Origin of the sequence: Methyloversatilis sp. NSM2 (genome assembly GCF_038066675.1) — a bacterium.
Lineage (GTDB): Bacteria > Pseudomonadota > Gammaproteobacteria > Burkholderiales > Rhodocyclaceae > Methyloversatilis > Methyloversatilis discipulorum_A.
In genome coordinates, this window is record NZ_JBBUKV010000004.1 from 432,152 (window position 1) to 455,235 (window position 23,084).

The 23,084-nt window shown below is 65.5% G+C and carries 20 protein-coding genes and 1 other RNA gene; 6 read left to right on the plus strand and 15 right to left on the minus strand.

What is annotated here, in order from left to right; translation table 11 throughout:
- Positions 1-22 precede the first annotated feature (22 nt).
- From WJU27_RS09780 to gyrA, 15 genes are all read right to left on the minus strand, one after another.
- Entirely contained in the window at positions 23-2,032 is a 2,010-nt protein-coding gene (locus tag WJU27_RS09780) for a hypothetical protein (protein WP_341421995.1), read from the minus strand.
- Positions 2,016-2,918, minus strand: a complete 903-nt coding sequence (gene cysM, locus WJU27_RS09785) for a cysteine synthase CysM (RefSeq protein ID WP_020163946.1) — start codon at positions 2,916-2,918, stop codon at positions 2,016-2,018. Before cysM ends, WJU27_RS09780 begins: the two co-directional genes overlap by 17 nt.
- Before the next feature lie 27 nt (positions 2,919-2,945).
- A complete protein-coding gene (locus tag WJU27_RS09790; protein WP_341421996.1) occupies positions 2,946-3,653 on the minus strand; it encodes a ComEA family DNA-binding protein in 708 nt (235 codons plus the stop codon).
- Between the two features lie 37 nt (positions 3,654-3,690).
- On the minus strand, positions 3,691-4,641 hold the full coding sequence (gene rfaE1, locus WJU27_RS09795; protein WP_020163944.1) for a D-glycero-beta-D-manno-heptose-7-phosphate kinase: 951 nt from the start codon (positions 4,639-4,641) through the stop codon (positions 3,691-3,693).
- 19 nt (positions 4,642-4,660) lie between these two features.
- Entirely contained in the window at positions 4,661-5,836 is a 1,176-nt protein-coding gene (gene lapB, locus WJU27_RS09800) for a lipopolysaccharide assembly protein LapB (protein ID WP_020163943.1), read from the minus strand.
- A gap of 12 nt (positions 5,837-5,848) precedes the next feature.
- Positions 5,849-6,085 (minus strand): LapA family protein, encoded by a 237-nt coding sequence (locus WJU27_RS09805; RefSeq protein ID WP_020163942.1) that lies wholly within the window; start codon positions 6,083-6,085, stop codon positions 5,849-5,851.
- An 11-nt stretch (positions 6,086-6,096) separates the two neighbouring features.
- The gene (locus tag WJU27_RS09810) at positions 6,097-6,402 is read right to left on the minus strand and encodes an integration host factor subunit beta (RefSeq protein ID WP_019919106.1); all 306 of its coding nucleotides are present in this window, start codon (positions 6,400-6,402) and stop codon (positions 6,097-6,099) included.
- 97 nt (positions 6,403-6,499) lie between these two features.
- A complete protein-coding gene (rpsA, locus tag WJU27_RS09815) occupies positions 6,500-8,206 on the minus strand; it encodes a 30S ribosomal protein S1 (protein ID WP_024300568.1) in 1,707 nt (568 codons plus the stop codon).
- 121 nt (positions 8,207-8,327) lie between these two features.
- Entirely contained in the window at positions 8,328-8,993 is a 666-nt protein-coding gene (gene cmk, locus WJU27_RS09820; protein WP_341421997.1) for a (d)CMP kinase, read from the minus strand.
- Positions 8,990-10,285 carry a 3-phosphoshikimate 1-carboxyvinyltransferase gene (gene aroA, locus WJU27_RS09825; RefSeq protein WP_341421998.1) on the minus strand — a complete coding sequence of 432 codons (1,296 nt, stop codon included), beginning with the start codon at positions 10,283-10,285 and terminating at the stop codon, positions 8,990-8,992. Before aroA ends, cmk begins: the two co-directional genes overlap by 4 nt.
- 36 nt (positions 10,286-10,321) lie before the next feature.
- Complete coding sequence (locus WJU27_RS09830) at positions 10,322-11,200, minus strand: prephenate dehydrogenase (RefSeq protein ID WP_020163939.1); 879 nt, start codon at positions 11,198-11,200, stop codon at positions 10,322-10,324.
- Positions 11,197-12,294: a histidinol-phosphate transaminase gene (gene hisC / locus WJU27_RS09835; protein WP_341421999.1), complete on the minus strand. Its 1,098-nt coding sequence runs from the start codon at positions 12,292-12,294 to the stop codon at positions 11,197-11,199. Before hisC ends, WJU27_RS09830 begins: the two co-directional genes overlap by 4 nt.
- On the minus strand, positions 12,291-13,391 hold the full coding sequence (gene pheA, locus WJU27_RS09840; RefSeq protein WP_020163937.1) for a prephenate dehydratase: 1,101 nt from the start codon (positions 13,389-13,391) through the stop codon (positions 12,291-12,293). Before pheA ends, hisC begins: the two co-directional genes overlap by 4 nt.
- Positions 13,392-14,477, minus strand: a complete 1,086-nt coding sequence (gene serC, locus WJU27_RS09845) for a 3-phosphoserine/phosphohydroxythreonine transaminase (RefSeq protein WP_341422000.1) — start codon at positions 14,475-14,477, stop codon at positions 13,392-13,394.
- A gap of 8 nt (positions 14,478-14,485) precedes the next feature.
- The gene (gyrA, locus tag WJU27_RS09850) at positions 14,486-17,095 is read right to left on the minus strand and encodes a DNA gyrase subunit A (RefSeq protein WP_341422001.1); all 2,610 of its coding nucleotides are present in this window, start codon (positions 17,093-17,095) and stop codon (positions 14,486-14,488) included.
- A 178-nt stretch (positions 17,096-17,273) separates the two neighbouring features.
- On the opposite strand from gyrA, the gene WJU27_RS09855 reads away from it, so the two are divergent.
- The 6 genes from WJU27_RS09855 to WJU27_RS09880 all read left to right on the plus strand — a co-directional run bounded on the left by WJU27_RS09855 (position 17,274) and on the right by WJU27_RS09880 (position 23,036).
- Positions 17,274-18,605: a TRZ/ATZ family hydrolase gene (locus tag WJU27_RS09855; RefSeq protein WP_341422002.1), complete on the plus strand. Its 1,332-nt coding sequence runs from the start codon at positions 17,274-17,276 to the stop codon at positions 18,603-18,605.
- 140 nt (positions 18,606-18,745) lie between these two features.
- A complete protein-coding gene (locus WJU27_RS09860) occupies positions 18,746-19,489 on the plus strand; it encodes an OmpA family protein (RefSeq protein WP_020163933.1) in 744 nt (247 codons plus the stop codon).
- A 132-nt stretch (positions 19,490-19,621) separates the two neighbouring features.
- Entirely contained in the window at positions 19,622-20,329 is a 708-nt protein-coding gene (ubiG, locus tag WJU27_RS09865) for a bifunctional 2-polyprenyl-6-hydroxyphenol methylase/3-demethylubiquinol 3-O-methyltransferase UbiG (RefSeq protein ID WP_020163932.1), read from the plus strand.
- On the plus strand, positions 20,322-20,981 hold the full coding sequence (locus WJU27_RS09870) for an HAD-IA family hydrolase (protein ID WP_341422003.1): 660 nt from the start codon (positions 20,322-20,324) through the stop codon (positions 20,979-20,981). Before ubiG ends, WJU27_RS09870 begins: the two co-directional genes overlap by 8 nt.
- Before the next feature lie 31 nt (positions 20,982-21,012).
- Positions 21,013-21,375, plus strand: a transfer-messenger RNA (tmRNA) gene (gene ssrA / locus WJU27_RS09875).
- 338 nt (positions 21,376-21,713) lie between these two features.
- Positions 21,714-23,036, plus strand: coding sequence for a diguanylate cyclase domain-containing protein (locus WJU27_RS09880; protein ID WP_341422004.1), 1,323 nt, complete (start codon positions 21,714-21,716; stop codon positions 23,034-23,036).
- Positions 23,037-23,084 lie beyond the last annotated feature (48 nt).

Genomic DNA, 23,084 nt, shown 5'->3' on the forward strand with positions numbered 1-23,084 from the left:
GCATTCGTCATCGTGTCTCCATTCATTTGACGACCGGCTTCGCGTCAGTCACCCGCCGCAGTCGCTCGATCAGCTCCGGCCAATCGACGCGTCGATTGTAGCCAACCACGCTGAGCGCCGGGACGCCACCGCCTTCGATCAACACGAATCCGCCGCCCTTGCTCGCCAGACCGTCCATTGCGCATACGTCGCCACGCAGCACGCAGGACAGGCCGATGCGGCGATAACCGAAGCGCTCGAAGAAACCGAGGAAGCTGCGCTGTATCGCCGCCGCCGCACCCGGTCCGCCGAGCGCGGTGATGTTCTGCACCGCGCGCTGGCTGATCACGCGCGGATAGTCACCCTCACTCGACCGTATGTGCGCGTCGAAGGCCACAGGCCGCCAGCGCAGCAGTTCCAGCCCCTTCACGTCACCATCGAGTCGACCGGTGATGCGGCCAAACTTGACGGTGTCGGTCAGCGCCTCCAGATCGATGTAACGCATCTCAAGGTCGGCAAGAACACGCGGCGTCGTTCCGAGGGGTTCGATGACGCGCAGCCCGGTGGCGGCAACATAGCCGTCGAACACGCGGATCAGCAACTGACCATCCAGTGAGAGCACGCCGTCACGCCAGCTGACGTGCGGCACGCTGGCACCCAGGCTGCCGGCCATGCGCGGCAGGCCCAGCGCTTCGCTCAGTTCCGGCATCGACACCGGTTCCAGATCAAAGGACAGATCGCCGCGCCAGCGGCCGTCGGCTCTTCGGAAATCGAGCAGATTGAGTCGCAGCCCGGCATCGAGCACCGGTATGCGCACCGGTTCGAGCGACACCCGGTCGGCCGCCAGGCGTGCTTTCAGTTCGAACGCGCCGAAGGGCAAGCGGTCGAAGTGCGCTGAGGTGATCGCTGCGTGCGGCTCGGTCTGCGCATCGCGCTGCCACGGAAGAACCGCGCTTACGCCGTCGAGCGACCAGCGCCCCGACTTGTCGGCGACGGCTGCATTGGCCAGATGCAGCGTCGAGGCCGTCGCTCCCTGTGCGTCGAATTCGGCGACAAGGTCGGCGCGGCCGGACAATGCGAAGGTCGGCCAGCCGCGCGCGGCGAACAGCGGTTCGACGAAGCGCGTGTTCAGCGCGTCGAGATCGAACGAACGACCCTCGACGCGCGCGCGCGTCAGCGTTGCCGGCGACCGCGCGAAGCGCGCCTCCAGGTTCAGCCGCCCCACATCGGCCAGATCCAGCGTGCCGGCGCGCAGTTCAAGGCCGCCGGCAGTCAGCACGAAATCGCTCGCCAGCGTCGTCCCGCCGCCCTTCAGATAGATGCTGTCCCACAGCAGTTCGCCGGTCTTCCAGTCCACCGAGGCACGGCCCAGCCAGTCTTCGCCCTGCCGGGTGGCATCGAGGGCAAGCGCGAGCGAAATACCCTCGGCGGCACGCAGACCGTCAGCCGACGCGAATCGTGCATCGGTCAGCAGCAGTCGCGCCTCGACATACGGCGATCGGGCGGCGCCGAAATCCTTCAGCACGGCTTCGACGTCGGCGCGCCCGGCCGGCGCGTAGTCCTTCAGCAAGGACTGCAGCGCGGGCTCGAGCGCGAGCAGGCGGGCGATGTCGATCGCCTTGGCCTGCAGCGCCAGATGCCGGCGCGCGCCAGCCAGCATGCCGCCGACAGTGACACGCAGGTCCGGCGAGAAGCGGACATTCGCGTCGAGCACCCGCTGCGCACCGCGCACCGAAAACTCGAGCGGCCACGGTCCGTAGCCGCGCGCGCGCAGCACCCCACCGCGACAGCGCTGTTCGGGCAAGGCGGAAAAATCCGCGCAGTCGAGCTGCACCTGCTGCAGCGTGTGCCCGGCAATCAACGCACGCGCCGCACGGACGCGGGCACGGCCACCGCCCAGCGCCGTGGCCTCGACGTGCACATCGTCCAGCGTGATGGCCGACGCCGACAGCCGGTCGAAGCGAAGCTCGAACGCGGCATCGGCGGCGAGCGGCATCGCCGCCAGCGTCAGCGCAAGAAAAAAGCCCCGCAGGCGATCAGGAAGGGAAAACACCCGTGGAGAGGTAGCGGTCGCCGCGGTCGCACACGATGCTGACGATGGTCGCGTTCTCGACCTCGGCCGCGATGCGCAGCGCGACGACCAGCGCGCCGCCCGAGCTGATGCCGGCGCAGATGCCCTCCTCGCGCGCCAGGCGGCGGGTCATTTCCTCGGCGTCGTGCTGGCCGACGTACTCCAGCCGATCGACACGGCTACGGTCGTAGATCTTCGGCAGATAGGCCTCGGGCCACTTGCGGATGCCCGGAATCTGCGCACCCTCTTCCGGCTGGCAGCCGATGATCTGGATCGCCGGATTCTGCGACTTCAGATAGGTCGAGGTGCCCATGATGGTGCCCGTGGTGCCCATCGAACTGACGAAGTGGGTGACACGCCCGTCGGTGTCGCGCCAGATCTCCGGCCCTGTTCCTTCGATATGGGCGCGCGGATTGTCACTGTTGCCGAACTGGTCGAGGATGACGCCGCGGCCTTCGTCGCGCAGTTTCTCGGCCGTATCGCGCGCCAGTTCCATGCTGCCTTCCTTCGCGGTCAGCACCAGTTCCGCGCCGTAGGCGGCCATGCTCTGCCGGCGCTCGATGCTCTGGTTCTCGGGCATCACCAGAATCATCTTGTAGCCGCGCATGGCCGCCACCATCGCCAGCGCGATGCCGGTGTTGCCGCTGGTCGCCTCGATCAGCGTGTCGCCCGGCTTGATGTCGCCGCGCTCTTCAGCGCGCTTGATCATGGACAGTGCAGGTCTGTCCTTGACCGAACCGGCCGGGTTGTTGCCTTCCAGCTTGGCCAGGATGACGTTGCCACGGCGGTCGTTGTCGGCCCCCGGAATACGCTGCAGACGGACCAGCGGCGTGTTGCCGACGAAATCTTCGAGAGTCTTGTATTGCATGGCTGCCTTGGGTTCGGTGAAGCCGTCTCAGCGCGAGCCGGCCGGTTTCGGAGGCGCGCCCGCCGGCTTTGGCGGCGCGGACGATGGAGCGTCGGCTGCAGTATCGGCCGGTGCGGCAGACGACTGGGCGGGCGCACTGCTGCCCGCCGGCCGAGGCGGCGCGCCCGCCGGTCGTGCCGGCGGTGCGGATGCGGCACCCGATGTAGCGTGCGCTGCGCCGCCTGCCGGACGCGGCGGCGGCGAGGATGCTGCGGGTTTCGGTGCGCTGGCGGCAGCAGGCCTGGCGGGCGGCACAGGTGCTTCGGGTACCGGCACCGGGGCTTGCGCGGGCGCCTGCGCCGTGCCGCGCCGACGCATCAGTACGAAAGCGATCGCTGCGCCGACGGCAACGACTGCCACGATCCACCAAGGGAAACCGCCGGACGACGCCGGCGCGGCTTCCGGAGCTGCGGGCACGTCGGCCCGCGGCGCGACGGATGCCGGCGCGCCCGCGCCGACGACCAGCAGCGGCTTCAGTTCGGCAAAGGTCTTGTCACCGATACCCTTCACGTTGCGCAGTTCGTCAACCGAGGTGAAAGGCCCGTTCTTCGTCCGGTGTTCGATGATGGCCTGCGCGCGGCTCGGCCCGACGCCGGGCAATGCGTCGAGTTCGGCTTCCGTGGCACTGTTCAGGTCGAGTACTGCGAAGGCGGGCGCAGCAAGCAGGCACAGCAGCATGCAGAACAGGCGACGCATGACGACTCCCGGAAGGATGACCGTGAAAGGATACCGCTCAGGCGGCACCGTGGCGCAGGTCGGCGGCGAGTTCGTCGAGCGCGCACACGGCGGTGCCCAGCTTGCCGACCACAATGCCGGCGGCGCGATTGGCCAGTCGCATTGCATCGACCTGCGAACAGCCGCTGGCCATCATGACCGCCATGGCGGCGATCACGGTGTCGCCGGCACCGCTGACGTCGTACACCTCGCGCGCCAGCGCGCGCTCGTGCGTCACGCCATCGGATGCGTAGAGGCTCATACCAGCGTCCGAGCGGGTGAGCAGCAGCGCACCCAGCCCCAGTTCGTCGCGCAATGCGGTGGCGCGGCGCGCCAGATCGTCGTCGTCAGTCCAGCTGCCGACCACTTCACGCAGCTCGCTGCGGTTGGGCTTGAGCAGCGTGGCACCAGCGTAACGGGTGTAGTCGTCGCCCTTGGGATCGACCAGCACCGGCTTTCCGGCCGCACGCGCGATGTCCATCATGTCGCGGATGTCCGCCAGCGCGCCCTTGCCGTAGTCGGACAGGATGACCACGTCGACGTCCTTCACGCGACGTGCGAACTCGTCGAGTTTGGCACACAGCACCTCGCGCGCCGGAGCGCTCTCGAAATCGATGCGCAGCAACTGCTGCTGGCGGCCGATCACGCGCAGTTTGATCGTGGTGTCGAGCTGCGGGTCTTCGTGCAGGCTGGCAGCGATGTGCGCGGCCTTCATCTGCGCGCGCAAGGTGCGACCGGCGTCGTCGGCGCCGACCACTGACAGCAGGCTTACCTTCGCACCGAGGGCCGCGCAGTTGCGCGCCACGTTGGCGGCACCGCCCGGTCTTTCCTCGACGCGGTCGATCTTGACCACCGGCACCGGCGCTTCGGGAGAGATGCGCTGCACGTCGCCAAACCAGTAGCGGTCCAGCATCACGTCGCCGGCGACCAGGATGCGCGCGTTGCGGGTATCGGGAAGCGTCAGGCTCATGCGGTGCTCGGTGCGTTGATCAGGGTGTCAGGTCGAATTCTTCGGTGCGCTTCGGCGGATAGGTTTCCCAGCCGCCGCAGGCCGGGCAGCGCCAGTGGAACTGGCGCGCCTTGAAGCCGCAGCTGTCGCAACGGTAGCGCGCGACGCGCCGCGTGTGCGCGTGAATGATGTTCTTCATCAGATCGGAATCGGTGCGCGCCTCGGGCGGCAGCGTCTGCATCTGCGCCTCCAGCAGCTTGTCCAGACCGAGCAGGGTCGGATTGCGGCGCAGTTCCTCGCGCACCAGTGTCAGCGCGCCCGTGGGGCCTTCGGTGTCGAGCTCCTCCTTGAACACGACGTCGAGCAGATCGAGCGAGGCGTGCCGTTCGAGATAGCTCTTCAGCAGCGTGATGCCCTGACGTTCGCGTCCGAGCTTGCGGTAGGCGTCGGCCATGCGCGAGGCCACCAGCGCCAGATAGACCGGATTCTGCTGCTCGATGCGCTGCCAGTGCTCGATTGCCTCTTCCCACTTCTGCTCGGCGGCGGCGGCGTCACCGAGCAGCATCAATGCGCGCACGCACTTGCGATGCGTGGCCAGTGCCTCGCCGAGCAGGCTTCTCGCGTCGCCCATGCGGGACTGCGCCAACGCCTGTGTGGCAAGTTCGCACAGGAACTGCGCGATGTCCTTCTGCGCGCGGTGCGATTCGTTTTCCGGCAGTGCACGGGCGATGTCTATCGCCTTGTGCCATTCCTTTTCCTGCTGGTAGATATCCAGCAGGTGGTGCAGCGCCTCGATATCGACCGCACTGCCACGCAGGCCGACGAATGTCTCCTCTGCACGATCGAGCAGGCCGGCCTTGAGGAAGTCGAGACCCAGTTCGAGGCGCGCATTCAGCCGCTGTTCGGCACGCACGTCCTCGCGGGCGGCGAGCGCCTGATGGATCTGGATCGCGCGATCGGTTTCACCGCGACGGCGGAACAGATTGCCCAGCGCAAACTGGAGCTCCACCGTCTGCGGATCCTTGCTTGTCGCCTCAATGAAGGAGTCGATCGCGCGGTCCGGCTGTTCGTTCAGCAGAAAATTCAGGCCGGCGAAGTAGGAGCGCGGCAGCGCGCGCGACTCGCGCACCAGATGCCGGATGTCGATGCGCGCGGCAAGCCAGCCCAGCCCGAAGAAGAGCGGCAGGGCCAGGAGCCACCAGAGTTCGATTTCCATGTGGGAAGGGGGTCAGTCGGCGGTCGGCGATTGTCCGTCGTGCGCGGCGCGACTGCGCGCCAGCGACCACCCGGCCAATGCGCCCAGCAGCGCGCCGAAGAAGAACAGAGCGAGCAGTACGAGGGACAACTCCACGCGCCACTCGTGTCCGAAGAAGAAGCGCACCGTCACCGGATCACTGTTGCGGGCCGCGAGGCCGAGCAGCAACAGGAAGACGACGATGCGCAGCAGCCAGTTAAGTATCGCCATTGCGGCGGATTTCAGGCCACGAGGCCTGCAGTGTTCAGCGCGTTGTCGACGCGCTCGCGCAGTTCCTTGCCCGCCTTGAAATGCGGTACCCGCTTCTCCGGAACCATGACCTTCTCGCCCGACTTCGGGTTACGGCCCACGCGCGGCGGACGATGGTTCAGCGAAAAGCTGCCGAAACCGCGGATTTCGATGCGATCACCGCGGACCAGCGCCGCAGTCATTTCATCGAGGATCATCTTCACGGCGTAATCGGCGTCCTTGGCGACCAGTTGCGGGAAGCGGGTGGCCAACCGGGTGATCAGTTCGGATTTGGTCATGACGTATCAGATGAGCGATTTCAACCTTGCCGGGTGATGACAAGACAACGCCGCCCGCAGGCGGCGTTGTCACTTGAACACCGATCGTGCGAAACGATCAGGAGTTCTTCAGCTTTGCCTTCAGCAGCGCGCCCAGATTGGTCGTACCGCTGCTGGCGGAGGTGCCTTCAGCCTGGATCTTCTGGATCGCGTCGTTCTGTTCAGCCTGATCCTTCGCACGCACCGACAGCGTGATCGAACGGGTCTTGCGGTCCAGATTGACGATCATCGCCTCGACTTCGTCGCCGACATTGAGGATGGTCGTCAGGTCTTCGACGCGGTCACGCGAAGCTTCCGAAGCACGCAGGTAGCCCTCGACATCTTCGTTCAGCGCGATCACGGCGCCCTTGGCATCCACCGTCTTCACTGTGCCGCGCACGACGCTGTTCTTGTCGTGGGTGGCGATGAAGTTGGTGAAGGGGTCTCCATCCATCTGCTTGACGCCGAGCGAGATGCGCTCGCGCTCGACATCGATCGACAGCACGACGGCCTCGACTTCGTCACCCTTCTTGTAGTTGCGCACGGCTTCTTCGCCGGGCAGCGACCACGACAGGTCGGACAGGTGAACCAGGCCATCGATGGCGCCGGTCAGACCGATGAACACGCCAAAGTCGGTGATCGACTTGATCTGGCCACGGACCTTGTCGCCCTTCTTGTGGTTCATCGAGAAGTCTTCCCACGGATTCGGCATGCACTGCTTCATGCCCAGCGAAATCCGGCGACGGTCTTCGTCGATTTCCAGAATCATCACTTCGACCTCGTCGCCCAGCTGGACAACCTTGGTCGGGTGGATGTTCTTGTTGGTCCAGTCCATTTCGGACACGTGGACCAGGCCTTCGATGCCCTGCTCGATTTCGACGAATGCGCCGTAATCGGTCAGGTTGGTCACCTTGCCGAACAGGCGGGTGCCCTGCGGGTAGCGGCGCGAGATGCCGACCCACGGGTCTTCGCCCAGCTGCTTGAGGCCCAGCGACACGCGGTTCTTCTCGGCGTCGAACTTGAGCACCTTGGCTTCGACTTCGTCACCGACCGCCAGAACTTCCGACGGGTGACGCACGCGGCGCCAGGCCAGATCGGTGATGTGCAGCAGGCCGTCGATGCCACCGAGGTCGACGAACGCGCCGTAGTCGGTGATGTTCTTGACGATACCCTTGACGACGGTGCCTTCCTTGAGGTTTTCGAGCAGCTTTTCGCGCTCTTCACCGGCGGTCAGTTCGAGCACTGCGCGACGCGACACAACGACGTTGTTGCGCTTGCGGTCGAGCTTGATGACCTTGAATTCGAATTCCTTGTTTTCGTACGGCGTGGTGTCCTTGACCGGACGCAGGTCGACCAGCGAACCCGGCAGGAAGGCGCGGATGCCGTTGGTCATGACGGTCAGGCCACCCTTGACCTTGCCCGACACCAGACCCTTGACGATGGAGCCATCGCCCAGTGCCTTTTCCAGTTCGTTCCATGCGGCGATGCGCTTGGCCTTGTCGCGGGACAGGCGGGTTTCACCGTAGCCGTCCTCGAGCATTTCGATTGCAACGCTGACGTAATCGCCGGGGGCGACCGTCAGTTCACCGCGATCGGTGCGGAATTCGTCGATCGAGATATAGCTTTCCGACTTCAGGCCGGCATTGACGACGACGAAATTCTGATCCACGCGCATGACTTCGGCGGTGATGACTTCACCGGCGCGCATTTCCTGGCGCGTGAGGCTTTCCTCGAACAGCGCGGCAAAACTTTCCATGGAGTCGGACGACTGGGCAACTTGGGACATTGGCAAAAGCCGCTTGCGCGGCAACGGGTTAGGTATGAACAAAGCAGGGAGCGACTTGCTCGCCCCGTGCGCCTTGGGCTGCCGACGTGCATCCGGAACCATCCGGAAGCGAACACGCCATTCAGCCCGCTTTCACTTTTTCCCACGCATCCAGCACGAACTGGACGGCGGCATCTGCGGTCATTGAACTGGTATCGAGCAGAATGGCGTCAGGCAATTGCACCAGTGGCGCATGTGCCCGGTTGCGATCCCGCTCGTCCCGTTCCCGCAAATCTTGCGAAAGACTTTCCAGACTAGCAGAAACACCTTTTTCGATCAACTGCTTATATCGGCGTTCGGCGCGAATCTCGACGCTGGCGGTCAGGAACACCTTCAGGCGCGCGTCCGGAAACACGACCGAACCCATGTCGCGGCCGTCGCCGACCAGCCCGGGCGCCTGCCGGAAGGCGCGCTGGCGCTCAAGCAGGGCCGCACGCACCGCACCATGAACCGCCACTTTCGACGCGCCGACCGAGGCCGCCTCGCTGCGCATGGCGTCCGACACCTCGTCCCCGGCCAGCCAGGTCGAGCCGTCGGCGAAGCGTACATCGAGCGCTGCCGCCAGCTTTCCGAGCGCCGGCTCATCGTCGAGCGCAACGCCTGCACGCATCGCCGCCACCGCGGTGAGGCGATAGAGGGCGCCGCTGTCCAGCAGGTGAAAGCCCAGTGCCGCCGCCACACGCGCGGCGACCGTACCTTTGCCGGAGGCCGACGGGCCGTCTATTGCAATGACCGGAACGTCGTTCATGCCGCCACCTCGGACCAGCGCCTGAAGTATTCGGGGAAGGTCTTGGCCACGCAGCCGGGATCCATGATGCGCACCGGTACGCCCCCCAGCGTGGCAAGCGAGAAGCACATCGCCATCCGGTGATCGTCGTAGGTGTCGATGGCAGCACCCGGCGTCAGGGTCGAAGGCGGCGTGATGGCGAGGTAGTCGGCGCCCTCCTCGACCGTGGCGCCGAGCTTGCGCAGTTCGATCGCCATCGCGGAAATGCGGTCGGTTTCCTTGACCCGCCAGCTGGCGATATTGCGCAGCCGGCTCGGGCCATCGGCGAACAGCGCGCAGATGGCCAGCGTCATCGCGGCATCCGGAATGTGGTTCAGGTCGAGGTCGAATGCGCGCAGTCGCCCGCCCTCGGGCGCGCGCGCCTCGATCCAGTTCGGTCCCATCGCCACCACGGCGCCCAGCTGTTCGAGCGCCTGCGCGAATGCGACATCGCCCTGCACCGAGTCGCGGCCGACGCCTTCAACCCGCACCGGCCCACCGCCGATGGCGCCTGCGGCCAGGAAATAGGACGCCGACGACGCGTCACCCTCGACGAAGCACTCGCCGGGCGACACGTAGCGCGCACCAGCCGGCAGATTGATCGCCGCCCAGCCTTCGCGTTCGGCGTTGACGCCGAACTGGCGCATCAACGCCAGCGTGATGTCGACGTAGGGCTTGGAAATCAGCTCGCCCTCGACCTCGATGCGCACCGCGCGACCGGTCAGCGGCAATGCCATCAGCAGCCCGGTCAGGAACTGGCTGGACACGTCGCCGCGCACGCGCACCACCGGCACTTCGTTGATCTGCGCCGGATGGATGCGCAAGGGCGGAAAGCCGTCGTTGCCCTCGTAGTCGATGCGCGCTCCGACCTGGCGCAGCGCATCGACCAGATCACCGATCGGCCGCTCGTGCATGCGCGGCACGCCATGCAGGCGGTACTCGCCGCCCATCAGCGCCAGCACGGCGGTGAGCGGACGGAAGGCGGTACCGGCATTGCCGAGGAACAGATCCGCCTTCTTGACCGGGAAGCGCCCACCGGTGCCGCTGATGAGGTAGTCGTCGCCACCGGCGTGGCGCCAGTCAACGGCCAGCGTGCGCAGCGCGTCGAGCATGCGGTCGACATCGTCCGACGACAGCAGGTCGTGCAGCAGCGTATCGCCCTCGGCCAGCGCGGCCAGCAGCAAAGCGCGGTTGGAAATGCTCTTGGAGCCCGGAAGCCGCAGCGTGCCGCGCGCGGACGACGCGGGGGGGAGATCAAGGAATTCGGTCTTCATCGTGTTCGAACGGCGCCGGGGCGCCTCATGTTGTGTTCAGCCCTGGCGTTGCGCCCAGGCGGTGCGTGCTTCGCGCGCGGTACCGATCAGCGCCTCGAGTCGGGCCGCGTCGCCGGATTCGATCAGCGCGCGATAGCGTGCAAGTTCGGTTTCGTAGGCGCTCAGTTCGGTCAGCAGCGCCTCACGATTGGCAAAGAAGATGTCGCGCCACATCTCCGGATGACTGGCCGCGATGCGCGTGAAATCGCGGAAACCGCCGCCGGCCAGATTGAAGATCTCCTCGGCATTCGGACGCGCAGCCAGTTCCGAAACCAGCGCGAAGGACAGCAGGTGCGGCAGATGGCTGACCGACGCCAGCCAGCGATCGTGGTGCTCGGGCGTGGTGACCGTCAGCAGCGCGCCGCAGGCCAGCCAGGCCTGGCGCACCAGTTCGATGGCCGCGCCGCCATTCTCGGCGAGCGGTGTCAGTACCACGCGGCGTCTTTCGTACAGATCGGCGCGCGCCGCCTGCGGTCCGCTCTTCTCGGCACCGGCGATCGGATGCCCCGGTACGAACTGCCCCACGCGCTCGCCAAAGCAGCTACGGGCCGCCGCCACGACGTCGCCCTTGGTGCTTCCGGCGTCGGTCACTACGGTATGCGCCGGCAGGTGGGGCAGCATCGCCGACATGACGGCCTCCATCTGGCCGACCGGCATCGCCAGCAGTACCAGGTCGGCGCCCGCGAGCGCAGCGGCCCAGTCGGATTCAGCACGATCGATCAGCCCGAGTTCGAGCGCTTCGCGCTTGCTGTCCGCGCTGCGGCCGACGCCGACAATCTCGCCCACCTGACCGGCACGACGCAGCGCGGCGGCGAAGGAGCCGCCGATCAGGCCGACACCGACGACGACCAGACGTCCGATCAGCGGTGCGCTCACGCCAGCGCCTTCTTCAGCGCGTCGATGAAGCGTGCGTTCTCGGTTTCCAGGCCGATCGAGACGCGCAGCCACTCGGGCATCGCGTAGCCGGCAATCGGCCGCACGATGACGCCCTGTTCCAGCAACCGACGATTGACTGCCGCACCGTCACCGGCGCGGAAGGCGATGAAGTTGCCATAGGAACGGATGTAGCCGATCCCAGCTCCGTCGAAGAAGGTTTCCATCTGCTTCAGGCCGGCCGCGTTCAGCTCGGCCGAACGGCGGACGAAGTCCTGGTCTGCCAATGCGGCGACGGCTGCCGCCAGACCGACATTGGTGACATTGAACGGCTGACGCACGCGATTGAGCAGATCGATCACGTCCGACTGACCGATGCCATAGCCGACGCGCAGACCCGCCAGGCCATAGGCCTTGGAGAAGGTGCGCGACACCAGCAGGTTCGGATATCGCTCCAGCCAGCGCGCGCTGTCGTAGGCGAGATGTGAGGGCAGGTACTCACTGTAGGCCTCGTCCAGCACGACCAGCACGTCGCGCGGTACGGCGGCGACGAAACGCTCCAGCGCACCGGCCTCGATGAAGGTGCCGGTCGGATTGTTCGGGTTGGCGATGAACACGACGCGCGTGTCGTCGCGGATTGCCGCGCGCATTGCGTCGAGGTCACAACCATAGTCGAGCGCCGGCACCTCGATGCCGATGGCGCCTGCCGCCAGCGTCGCCAGCGGATAGACGGCGAAGGCGTGCTTCGAATAGACGGCGCTGCTGCCTGGGCCGAGCAGCGCGCGGGCGACCATTTCGAGAATGTCGTTCGAACCGTTGCCAAGCACGATCTGGTTCATCGCGACATCGTGATGCCGGGAAACCGCCTGCTTCAGGTCGAAACCGTTGCCGTCTGGGTAGCGCGGCACGTCGGCAATCGCCGCCAGCGCGGCCGCCCGAGCCTTGTCGCTCATGCCCAGCGGATTCTCGTTGGACGCGAGCTTGACGATGCCTGACTCGTCCAGCCCCATTTCGCGGGCCAGTTCGGAAATCGGCTTGCCCGGCTGGTAAGGGGAAATCGAACGGATGTGCGCCGCAGCGCGGTCGAAGACGCTCATGAACTGCTCACGGAAACGGGGTAGGAACCGAGTACCTTCAACGATCCGGCCTCGGCACGGATGCGTGAGAGTGCTTCGCTCACCGCAGGTTCGCTCTGGTGACCTTCGATATCGACATAGAAGACGTACTGCCAGCCGCCGTTGCCGAAGCCCCGCACCGGGCGCGACTGCAGCTTGGTCATGCTGACGCCCTGCTCGGCCAGCGGTTGCAGCAGGCGCACGACCGCGCCCGACTTGTTCTGCACGGTGAAGATCATCGAGGTCTTGTCACGACCGGACGGGCCGGCATCGTGTTCGCCGATCACCAGGAAGCGGGTCGTATTGGCGGGATCGTCCTCGATGTTCGCCGCCAGTATCTTCAGGCCATATGCAGCCGCAGCCGCTTCACCGGCGATCGCCGCGGCACGCTCTTCCTCTGACGCACGGATCGCCGCCTCGGCGTTGCTGGCCACCGCGATGACCGGTACGCCCGGCAGGTTGCGGTTCAGCCACTCGTGGCACTGCGCCAGCGACTGCGCGTGCGAATAGACGCAGCGGATGTCCTTCAGCGGCGTGTCGCGGGTCATCAGGTTCTGCTCGACACGCAGCATCACCTCGCCGCACACCATCTGCGTCGTGCTGAGCAGCATGTCCAGCGTGCGACCGACCGCGCCTTCGGTCGAGTTCTCGACCGGCACGACACCGTAGGACGCGTTGCCCGACTCGACCGCGCGGAACACGTCATCGATCGTGGCGAGCGGCAGGAAGGTCGGCGCGGAACCGAAGTGCCGGCGCGCCGCGCTCTCCGAGAAGGTGCCGACCGGTCCGAGAAAGGCGACGGTCAGCGGCTGTTCCAGCGCCAGACAGACCGACATGATTTCGCGGAATACCGTCTTCACCGCCTGCGGCGGCAAGGGGCCCGGGTTGTCGTCGGCCAGCCGGCGCAGCACCTGCGCCTCGCGCTCCGGACGGTAGATGTTGCCGTGCTTGATCTCTCCGATGCGGTGCGCGTGTCGTGCGCGCTCGGAAATGAGCTGCAGCACCTGGGTATCGATCGCATCGATGGCGTCGCGCAGTTTAAGTAGTTCGTCGTTCGAGCTCGGATCGGAGGCCATCATTCAACCGTGTCTGCGTTCAAATTCAGTCATGTACTCGGCCAGCTCGCGCGCGCCGTCGAGCGGCATCGCGTTATAGAGCGAGGCGCGGATGCCGCCGGTCGCGCGGTGGCCCTTCAAATTCAGCAGTCCGCGTCGACGCGCGCCATCGAGAAAACGTGTCTCCAGCCGCGGCTCGCGCAGGAAGAAGGGCACGTTCATGCGCGAGCGCGAAGCCGGCTGTATACGGTTCGTGTACAACTGCGAGGCATTCAGCACATCGTAGATGCACTTCGCCTTGGCTGCGCTGCGGCGCGCCATCTCGACCACGCCGCCCTCCTTCTTCACGTATTCGAACACCAGCCCTGCGACCCAGATAGCAAAGGCAGCGGGCGTGTTGTACATCGAATCCCATTCGACGTGACGCGCGTAGTTCATCACCGACGGTACGCCACTGCGCACGCGACCGAGCAGGTCGTCGCGGATGATGACGATGGCGAGACCCGCCGGGCCGATGTTCTTCTGCGCGCCCGCGTAGATCAGGCCGAAACGCGCGACGTCGAGCGGCTGCGACAGGATGTTGGACGACATGTCGGCCACCAGCGGCACGTCGCCGGTGTCCGGATAGTCGGCGAACTCGACGCCGCCTATCGTTTCATTGGCGCAGATGTGCACATAGGCAGCCGCCGGGTCGAGCTGCCAGCCGGCGCGCTCAGGCACGCGATCGAATTCGCTGGCCGCGGCACTCGCCGCGATGCGCACATTCACCAGCGAGGTCGCCTCGGCCATCGCCTTGTCCGACCAATAACCTGTGTGGATGTAATCCGCACTCTGACCCGGTTGGGCAAGGTTCAGCGGCACCATCGCGAAATGCGGTGTGGCACCGCCGTGCAGGAACAGGATGTGGTGCGACTCCGGCACTCCGAGCAACGCACGCAGATCGGCCTTGGCGCGGGCGTGAATGTCGGCGAAGTGCTCGCTGCGATGACCCAACTCCATCGCGGAGTAGCCCTCGCCGCGGAAGTTCTGCCACTCGCGCGCGATACGTTCGATCACCGCGTCCGGCATCATGGCCGGACCGGCTCCGAAGTTGTACGCGCGCGCACGCATCGCCCTTCCTATTCCTCGCCCTCGCCGGCTGCGGCGTCAGCGTCCTTATCGGCGTCGGCATCCGCTTCGGCGTCCTGCTCGCTGTCGCTCTCGATCACCTTCTCCAGACCGGCCAGCAGGGTGCCGTCGTCGAGATTGATCAGCGTGACGCCCTGGGTCGAGCGTCCCATTTCACGGATGTCCACCACCTTGGTGCGGATGAGCACGCCACCGGTCGAGATCAGCATGATTTCGTCGGTCGGCTCGACCAGCACCGCACCGACCACGCCGCCATTGCGCTCGCTGGTCTGGATCGCGATGACGCCCTTGGTGCCGCGGCCATGCTTGGGGTATTCGGTGACGCGGGTGCGCTTGCCGTAACCGTTTTCGGTCGCGGTCAGCACGCTCAGTTCGTCGTTCTTCGACACCAGCATGCAGATCACGCTCTGACCGTCCTCGAGCATCATGCCGCGCACGCCGCGCGCGGTACGCCCCATCGGGCGCACGTCGGCTTCGGCGAAGCGCACCGCCTTGCCGGCATCGGAGAACAGCATGATGTCGTCCGAACCATCGGTAATCGCCACGCCGATCAGCGCGTCGCCCTCGTCGAGGTCGACGGCGATGATGCCCGCCTTGCGCGGGTTACCGAAGTCGGCGAGCGGCGTCTTCTTCACGGTACCGCGACCGGTGGCCATGAAGATGTAGTGATCTTCGTCGAACTCCTTGACCGGAAGTACCGCGGTGATCTTCTCGCCCTCGAACAGCGGGAACAGGTTCACGATGGGCTTGCCGCGCGAATTGCGCGAGCCCTCCGGCACCTCGTACACCTTCAGCCAATAGACACGGCCCCGGTTCGAGAAACACAGGATGTAGTCGTGCGTGTTGGCGACGAAGAGCTGGTCGACGAAATCGTCTTCCTTCACCGCCGCCGCCTGCTTGCCGCGCCCGCCACGCTTCTGCGACCGGTAATCGGCCAGCGGCTGGCGCTTGAAGTAGCCGCCATGCGACAGCGTGACCACCATGTCCTGCTGCGCGATCAGGTCCTCGATGCCGAGATCCTGCGTGTGCACGATGATTTCCGACTTGCGGCCATCAGCGAACTGTTCGCGGATCTGGCGCATTTCGTCGGAAATGATCCAGTTGATCCGCTCCGGGCGGGCCAGGATGTCGAGCAGGTCGATGATCTGTTCGATCACCTCCTTGTACTCCGACATGATCTTTTCCTGCTCCAGCCCGGTCAGGCGGGCCAGCTGCATGTCGAGAATGGCCTTGGCCTGCGCGTCCGACATGCGGTAGCCGTCGGCGAAGGAGCCGAATGCGGCATCCAGCCCGTCCGGACGGAAGGATTCAGCGCCGGCGCGGGCCAGCATTTCGTCGACCAGCGGCGACTTCCAGGCGCGCTCCATCAGCGCTACCTGCGCTTCCGCACGCGACGCCGAGGCCTTGATCAGCGCGATGATCTCGTCGATGTTGGACAGCGCGACGGCCAAGCCTTCCAGCACGTGGCCACGTTCGCGCGCTTTGCGCAGCTCGAACACGGTGCGGCGGGTGATCACCTCGCGCCGGTGCGACAGGAAGCAGTCCAGCATGTCGCGCAGGTTCAGCAGGCGCGGCCGGCCATCGACCAGCGCCACCATATTCATGCCGAAGGTGTCCTGCAGCTGGGTCAGCTTGTACAGGTTGTTCAGGATGACTTCCGGCACCTCGCCGCGCTTCAGCTCGATCACCACGCGCATGCCGGACTTGTCCGACTCGTCGCGGATGTCGGAAATGCCTTCGACCTTCTTTTCGTTCACCAGCTCGGCGATGCGCTCGAGCAGGGTCTTCTTGTTCACCTGGTACGGCAGCTCGTCGACGATGATGGCCTGACGGTTGCCCCGGTCGATGTCCTCGAAGTGGGTGCGTGCGCGCATCACGACACGGCCGCGACCGGTCAGATAGCCCTCGCGCACGCCCGACAGCCCGTAAATCAGGCCGCTGGTCGGGAAATCGGGCGCCTGCACGATGTCGATCAGCTGTTCGATCGTCGTTTCCGGCTCTTTCAGCAGCAACTGGCAGGCATCGAGCACCTCGCCAAGGTTGTGCGGCGGGATGTTGGTCGCCATGCCGACCGCGATGCCGGCACTGCCGTTGATCAGCAGATTGGGGATGCGGCTGGGCAGAACCAGCGGCTCCTGCTCCTTGCCATCGTAGTTCGGCCCGAAATCGACGGTTTCCTTGTCGATGTCAGCCAGCAGTTCGGCCGCGATCTTGTCGAGACGGCACTCGGTGTAACGCATGGCCGCCGCGTTGTCGCCATCGACCGAACCGAAGTTGCCCTGACCGTCGATCAGCGTGTAGCGCAGCGAGAAGTCCTGCGCCATACGGACCAGCGTGTCGTAGATCGCCGAATCGCCGTGCGGGTGATACTTACCCATCACGTCACCGACCACGCGCGCGCACTTCACATACGGGCGGCTGTGCGTGATGTTCGCTTCGTGCATCGCGAACAGCACGCGTCGATGCACGGGTTTCAGGCCGTCGCGCACATCGGGCAGCGCGCGGCCGACGATCACGCTCATCGCGTAATCGAGATAGGAGTGCCGCATTTCGTCTTCGAGCGAAATGGGCAGCGTTTCCTTGGCAAAAGATGTGGTCATCGGGGGATCGGGCGGACGTCGGCTGCTTGTTGAAATGAACCCGGCGCGTTTAAAACCGCCAGTTTGTTCAGCCAAACCGCAAGTTTAACATGCGCTTGCATTGACCTCAGGGCCCCGCAGCGGGCAGCCGCCGGACTACACTGCGCCACCTGAATCCAGACAGCCGAATCCGTCCGCCATGCAGAGCCACGAAGCCCAGACCGATATCGACCTGCTGATCGAGGCCCGCTGGGTCATCCCGGTCGAGCCGGCCGGCGTGGTACTCGAACATCACGCCGTTGCGGTGCAGGACGGGCGTATCGCCGATCTGCTGCCGTCCGACGAAGCGCGCCGCCGCTACCGTCCGCGCACGCTGCGCACCTTGGGTGAGCACGTGCTCATCCCCGGTCTGATCAACCTGCACGCTCACGCCGCGATGAACCTGCTGCGTGGCTACGCCGACGACCAGCCACTGATGCGCTGGCTGACTGAGCACATCTGGCCGGCCGAACAGAAGCATGTGAGCCACGAATTCGTGCGCGACGGCACCCTGCTCGCCTGCGCCGAAATGCTCCGCGGCGGCGTCACGACCTTCAGCGACATGTATTTCTTCCCGGATGCTGCGGCCGAAGCGGTGCTCGAGGCTGGCATGCGCGCGGCGCTGGGCATCGTCGTACTGGAATTCCCCAGCGCCTGGGCGGCCGATGCAGACCAGTACCTCAGCAAGGGCCTGGCCGTGCGCGATCGCTTCAAGCACGAGGCGCTGCTCCACTTCACGCTGGCGCCGCACGCGCCGTACACGGTTTCAGACGCCACTTTCGAACGCGTCCGCACACTGGCCGAGCAACTGGATCTGCCGGTCCATATGCACATCCACGAAACCGCTGACGAGATCGAACAGGGCATTGCGCAACACGGCGTGCGTCCGCTCGAGCGGCTGCGCCGGCTCGGTCTCGTCGGCCCCAACCTGATCGCCGTCCATTCCGTACACCTGACCGACGACGACATCGCCCTGCTCGCCCGCGAAGGCGCCAGCGTGGCGCACTGCCCGACGTCGAACATGAAGCTGGCCAGTGGCGCAAGCCCGACCGCCGCGCTCGCTGTGGCCGGCGTCAATATCGGGCTTGGCACCGACGGCGCCGCCAGCAACAACCGGCTGGACATGTTCCAGGAGATGCGCCACGCCGGCCTGCTGGCAAAGCTCAGCTCTGGCGACGCCGCCGCCCTTGCAGCCGGCCACCTGTTGCACATGGCAACGCTTGGCGGCGCGCGCGCGCTGGGCCTCGATGCAGAAACGGGTTCCATCGCCACCGGCAAGAGTGCAGACCTGTGTGCAGTCAGTCTCGACGATGCCGCGACGCGCCCGTGCTATTCACCCGTGTCGCATCTTGTCTACGCTGCAGGCCGGGAACACGTGACCGATGTATGGGTCGCAGGGGAAGCGCGCGTGGAGAATGGAAGCTTGTTGCACCTGCACAACAACGATTTGAAGGCACGCGCGCGCCTGTGGCAAAATCAGGTGGCTCTATAACGGCTTGCGGCCTTGTTTTCATGCATCGCTGCCCGGCAACACCACAGTTGTACGTGGGTTTGCCGCCAGTTTTGCCTGTCAGGTCCAAGACAGGCGGGCAGGCCGGTTGACAACCGCTTCAAGTTTTATAAGAGGGGATCATGCTCAAACAACTGACGCAAAAACCGCTGCTCATCGCCCTGCTGGCCGCCACGGCCGGTTTCGCCTCCAACGTGTCGGCCATGGAAGACATCAAGGTCGACCCGGCAATGAAGGCCCACATTCCCTACGTGATCGACGCCCGTGGCGTCGTCGCCCGCAGCGCCAACGGCCTGTGCTGGAGAACCGGCTACTGGACGCCGGCCTACGCTGCCTCGATCCCGGAAGTTGGCTGCGCCTGCGACAAGGATCTGCTGCCGAAGGACGTCTGCGAGAAGCCGGCTCCTGTCGCCGCACCGGCGCCGAAGGCTGCCGAGCCGGCTCCGGCCCCCGCTCCGGCTCCGAAGCCCGCTGCCCAGAAGGTCACCCTGTCGGCTGACGCCCTGTTCGATTTCGACAAGGCCACGCTGCGTCCGGAAGGCAAGGCCAAGATCGACGACGCCGTCAGCAAGCTGAGCTCGATCGACCTCGAAGTCATCATCGCCGTTGGTCACGCCGACCGCATCGGCAAGGAAAAGTACAACCAGACCCTGTCGGAAAAGCGCGCTGCTGCCGTCAAGGACTACCTGGTGAGCAAGGGCGTTGAAGCCAACCGCGTCTACACCGAAGGCAAGGGCGAAGCCCAGCCGGTGACCGGCGACAGCTGCATGAAGATGGGCAAGGAACACCGCAGCAACAAGAAGCTGGTGGACTGCCTGCAGCCGGATCGTCGCGTTGAAATCGAGATCATCGGTACCCAGAAGTAATCGGGTTCCCGATCTCGTCAAAAGCCCTGCATTCGTGCAGGGCTTTTTTTCGCCCGTCGCCAACCGGATCGCGGCATTACTATCGCTACCCCGGTCGTGAAACCTCGCGCACGCCAGACTGTCCTTTCGCTCATGACGACACATCAGAACGCCGACCCGCTCGAACTGGAGAAATTTTCCGAGCTCGCCCACCGCTGGTGGGATCCGGAATCCGAGTTCAAGCCACTGCACGACATCAATCCCTTGCGTCTGGACTGGATAGACCGCTGCGTCGGCCTGACCGGCAAGCGTGTGCTTGACGTTGGCTGCGGTGGCGGCATCCTCGCCGAGAGCATGGCGGTACGCGGCGCCAGCGTGACCGGCATCGACCTCGGCGAGAAGGCATTGTCGGTCGCACGCCTGCACCTGCTGGAAAGCGGAAACCGCGTCGAGTACCTGCTCGAATCGGCCGAGGACCACGCCCGAGCGCGCGCCGGCCAGTACGACGTGGTGACCTGCATGGAAATGCTCGAACACGTGCCCGATCCTGCCAGCATCGTGCGTGCCTGCGCGACCCTCGTTCGGCCCGGCGGTACCGTGTTCTTCTCGACGCTGAACCGCAATCCCAAATCGTGGCTGTTCGCGGTTATCGGCGCCGAGTACGTGCTGCGCCTGCTGCCGCGCGGCACCCATGAATACGAGAAGATGATCAAGCCGTCGGAACTGGCGCGCGACGCGCGCGACGCCGGACTGCGCGAAGCAGAGCTTATGGGCATGAGCTACAACCCCTTCACCAAGGTCTACTCGCTCGGCAAGGACACCGCGGTCAATTACTTGATGCGGTGCGTACGCGATGAATGAGCCGCGCGCACGCGGCGTGCTGTTCGATCTGGACGGCACGCTGGCCGATACCGCGCCTGATCTCGGCGGCGCGCTGAACCGCCTGCGCATCGAACGGGGCCTGCCCGAGCTTCCTGCCGACACCCTGCGCCCGCATACCTCGGCGGGTGCCCGCGGCCTGATCGGCGCAGGTTTCGGCGTGACGCCGGAAGATGCTGGCTACACAGAACTGGCGGACCGATTCCTGACGCTCTACGCGGCCGCGATCTGCGTCCATACGCGGCTGTTCGACGGCATGGGCGAAGTTCTGACCCGGTTAGAGCAGGCCGCCATCCCGTGGGGCGTGGTGACCAACAAGGCCGCTCGCTTCACCGTGCCGCTGATGCGCGAACTTGGCCTGCACGAGCGTGCCGCGAGCATCGTCAGCGGCGACAGCGTGCCGGTGCCCAAACCCGATCCGGCAGGTTTGCGCCTGGCAGCGAGCGAACTGGGCGTTGAAGTCCGCGACTGCATCTACGTCGGCGACGACGAACGCGACATCCAGGCGGCGCGCGCCGCCGGCATGCGCTCGGTCACCGCGGCCTTCGGCTATCTGGGCTGCGCCCGCCACCACAGCGAATGGGGCGCCGACCACACCATCCACCACCCGCTCGAACTTCTGCCCCTCTTGTAATCGGTCGAGGTGGTACCATCTATCGCTCACTGGGGGCGACCTGGTCTCGACGTGGGTCGCGAAGCAGCGCAGGGCATACCGAGGGTCGGAGTACCTCGTAAATCCAACCGAAAATTAGATAGTCGCCAACGACGAATCTTACGCTCTGGCCGCCTAAGGCCGGACGCTGCACCGACTGATTAGCGGGTCGGGCCGGGCAACCGGTCGCAGCGCCATTAACAGCTAAAGTAAGGATGCACTCCGCCGCGTGGTGCATCACGAAAATCAAGCGGATCGCCTTTCATCAGCCTGCCGGGTCGGCGGGTGACGGGCTAAATCAAATGGCCAGGCTAAGTATGTAGAACTGTCTGTGTAGGGCTTGCGGACGCGGGTTCGATTCCCGCCGCCTCCACCACCATATCAGGGCTCGGATCTCGTTCCGGGCCCTTTTTCCTGCCTGATCGCATCGTGATCGGGTCGCGCTGACGGCGTTCGTCTCCGCGACCGGCGCCCGGCGCCCTTGCTTGCGGCACCGTCCGGGACCGCCGCCCGGAAGCTCTTCCGATGTGCACTTCGCATCATCCGGAGTCCTCGCACGGTTGCGCCGCCCGGCCTTCCGGCCGAATATCCACCCTGGAGCGGAATATGCCGCCGGCGATGAAGCCTGCCGGTGACGCGCCGCCCGCACGTGCAGCCCGGTCAGCGTGCGGGCTTCTTCCAGACCCTGGAACCGATATGCGGAGAGCGCCCGGAATGCACGGCGAGCAACACAACCCCGACATTTACCGCGAAAAGACGGACGACGAGTCGCCGCTCATCCTTGTTGCCGACGACGATCCCATCATCCCGCTGATGGTGAACAAGGTGCTGTCGACACGCGGCATGAGAATGCATGCCGTGGCCGACGGCCTCGCCGCAATCGAGGCATTCCGCCAGGCACCGCCCGATCTGGCGCTGCTGGACGTGCACATGCCGGGTGCCGACGGTTACGAAACCTGCGCCCGCATGCGTGAACTGGGCGGCGAAGATACCTGCCCCATCATCATCATGACGGCGAGCGACGATGCCGCATCGGTGCAACGTGCCTTTGCCGTCGGCGCGAGCGACTTCCTGACCAAACCGATCAGCTGGACCCTGCTGCCACATCGCATCCGCTTCGTGCTGCGCGCTGCTGAGGCTGCGCGCCAGTTGCGCGAATCGCTGCGCCGCTCGGAAATCCTGTTTGCCACGTCGGCAGAGGGCATCCTGATCGTCGACGTGGCGAGCCGTCGTTGTGTCGACGCCAATCCGGCGCTGTGCGTCATGCTGGGCTACTCGCGCGACGAGATGCGCGCACTCGAGTGGCGCGACCTGCAGCCGCCCGAACTGTATCCCGCCAACGTCGAACAGTTCGCGCGCTGCGCCGGCATCGAGAGCGGCCGCCTCGAGGGCGCGTTGATGCGTCGCAAGGATGGCGTGCTCTTCCATGCCGACATCACGCACAACCTGATCGAAATCGATGGCCGCCGCTGTCTGGCCGGCTTCTTTGTCGACGTGACGGAAAAGCGGCTCGCCGACGAGGCGCTGATGCGGCGCGCCAGTCACGACACCCTGACCGGCCTGCCCAACCGCGCCCTGCTGCTGGAACGCCTGGCACAGGCGCTCAAGCAGGCACAGCGGCGCACGGCGCGGGTCGGCCTGCTGTTCGTCGATCTCGACCGTTTCAAGGAGGTGAACGACGAGCACGGGCACGCAGTGGGCGATCTGCTGTTGAAGGAGGTCGCCGATCGGATGCAATGTGAACTGCGCAGCGAGGACACCGTGGCGCGGCTTGGCGGCGACGAGTTCGTCGTGCTGATGCCGCTGCTGGACAACGAGCCTCAGCCCTGCACCCAGCTTGCGGCGCGCATCGTCGGAGCGCTCGGCACCGCGTTCGAGGTGAGCGGCCACACGCTGCACATCGGTGCCAGCATAGGCATCGCGCTCTATCCCGACGACGCCGACAACGCGGCCGGCCTGATCGACTGCGCAGACGAGGCGATGTACGACGCCAAGCGCGCCGGGCGCGGACAGTATCGCCGTTACCGTTCGTCCTGACGCGGCTCCGCGTCCACGCCACACTGTTGCAATGCAGCATTCAACTGC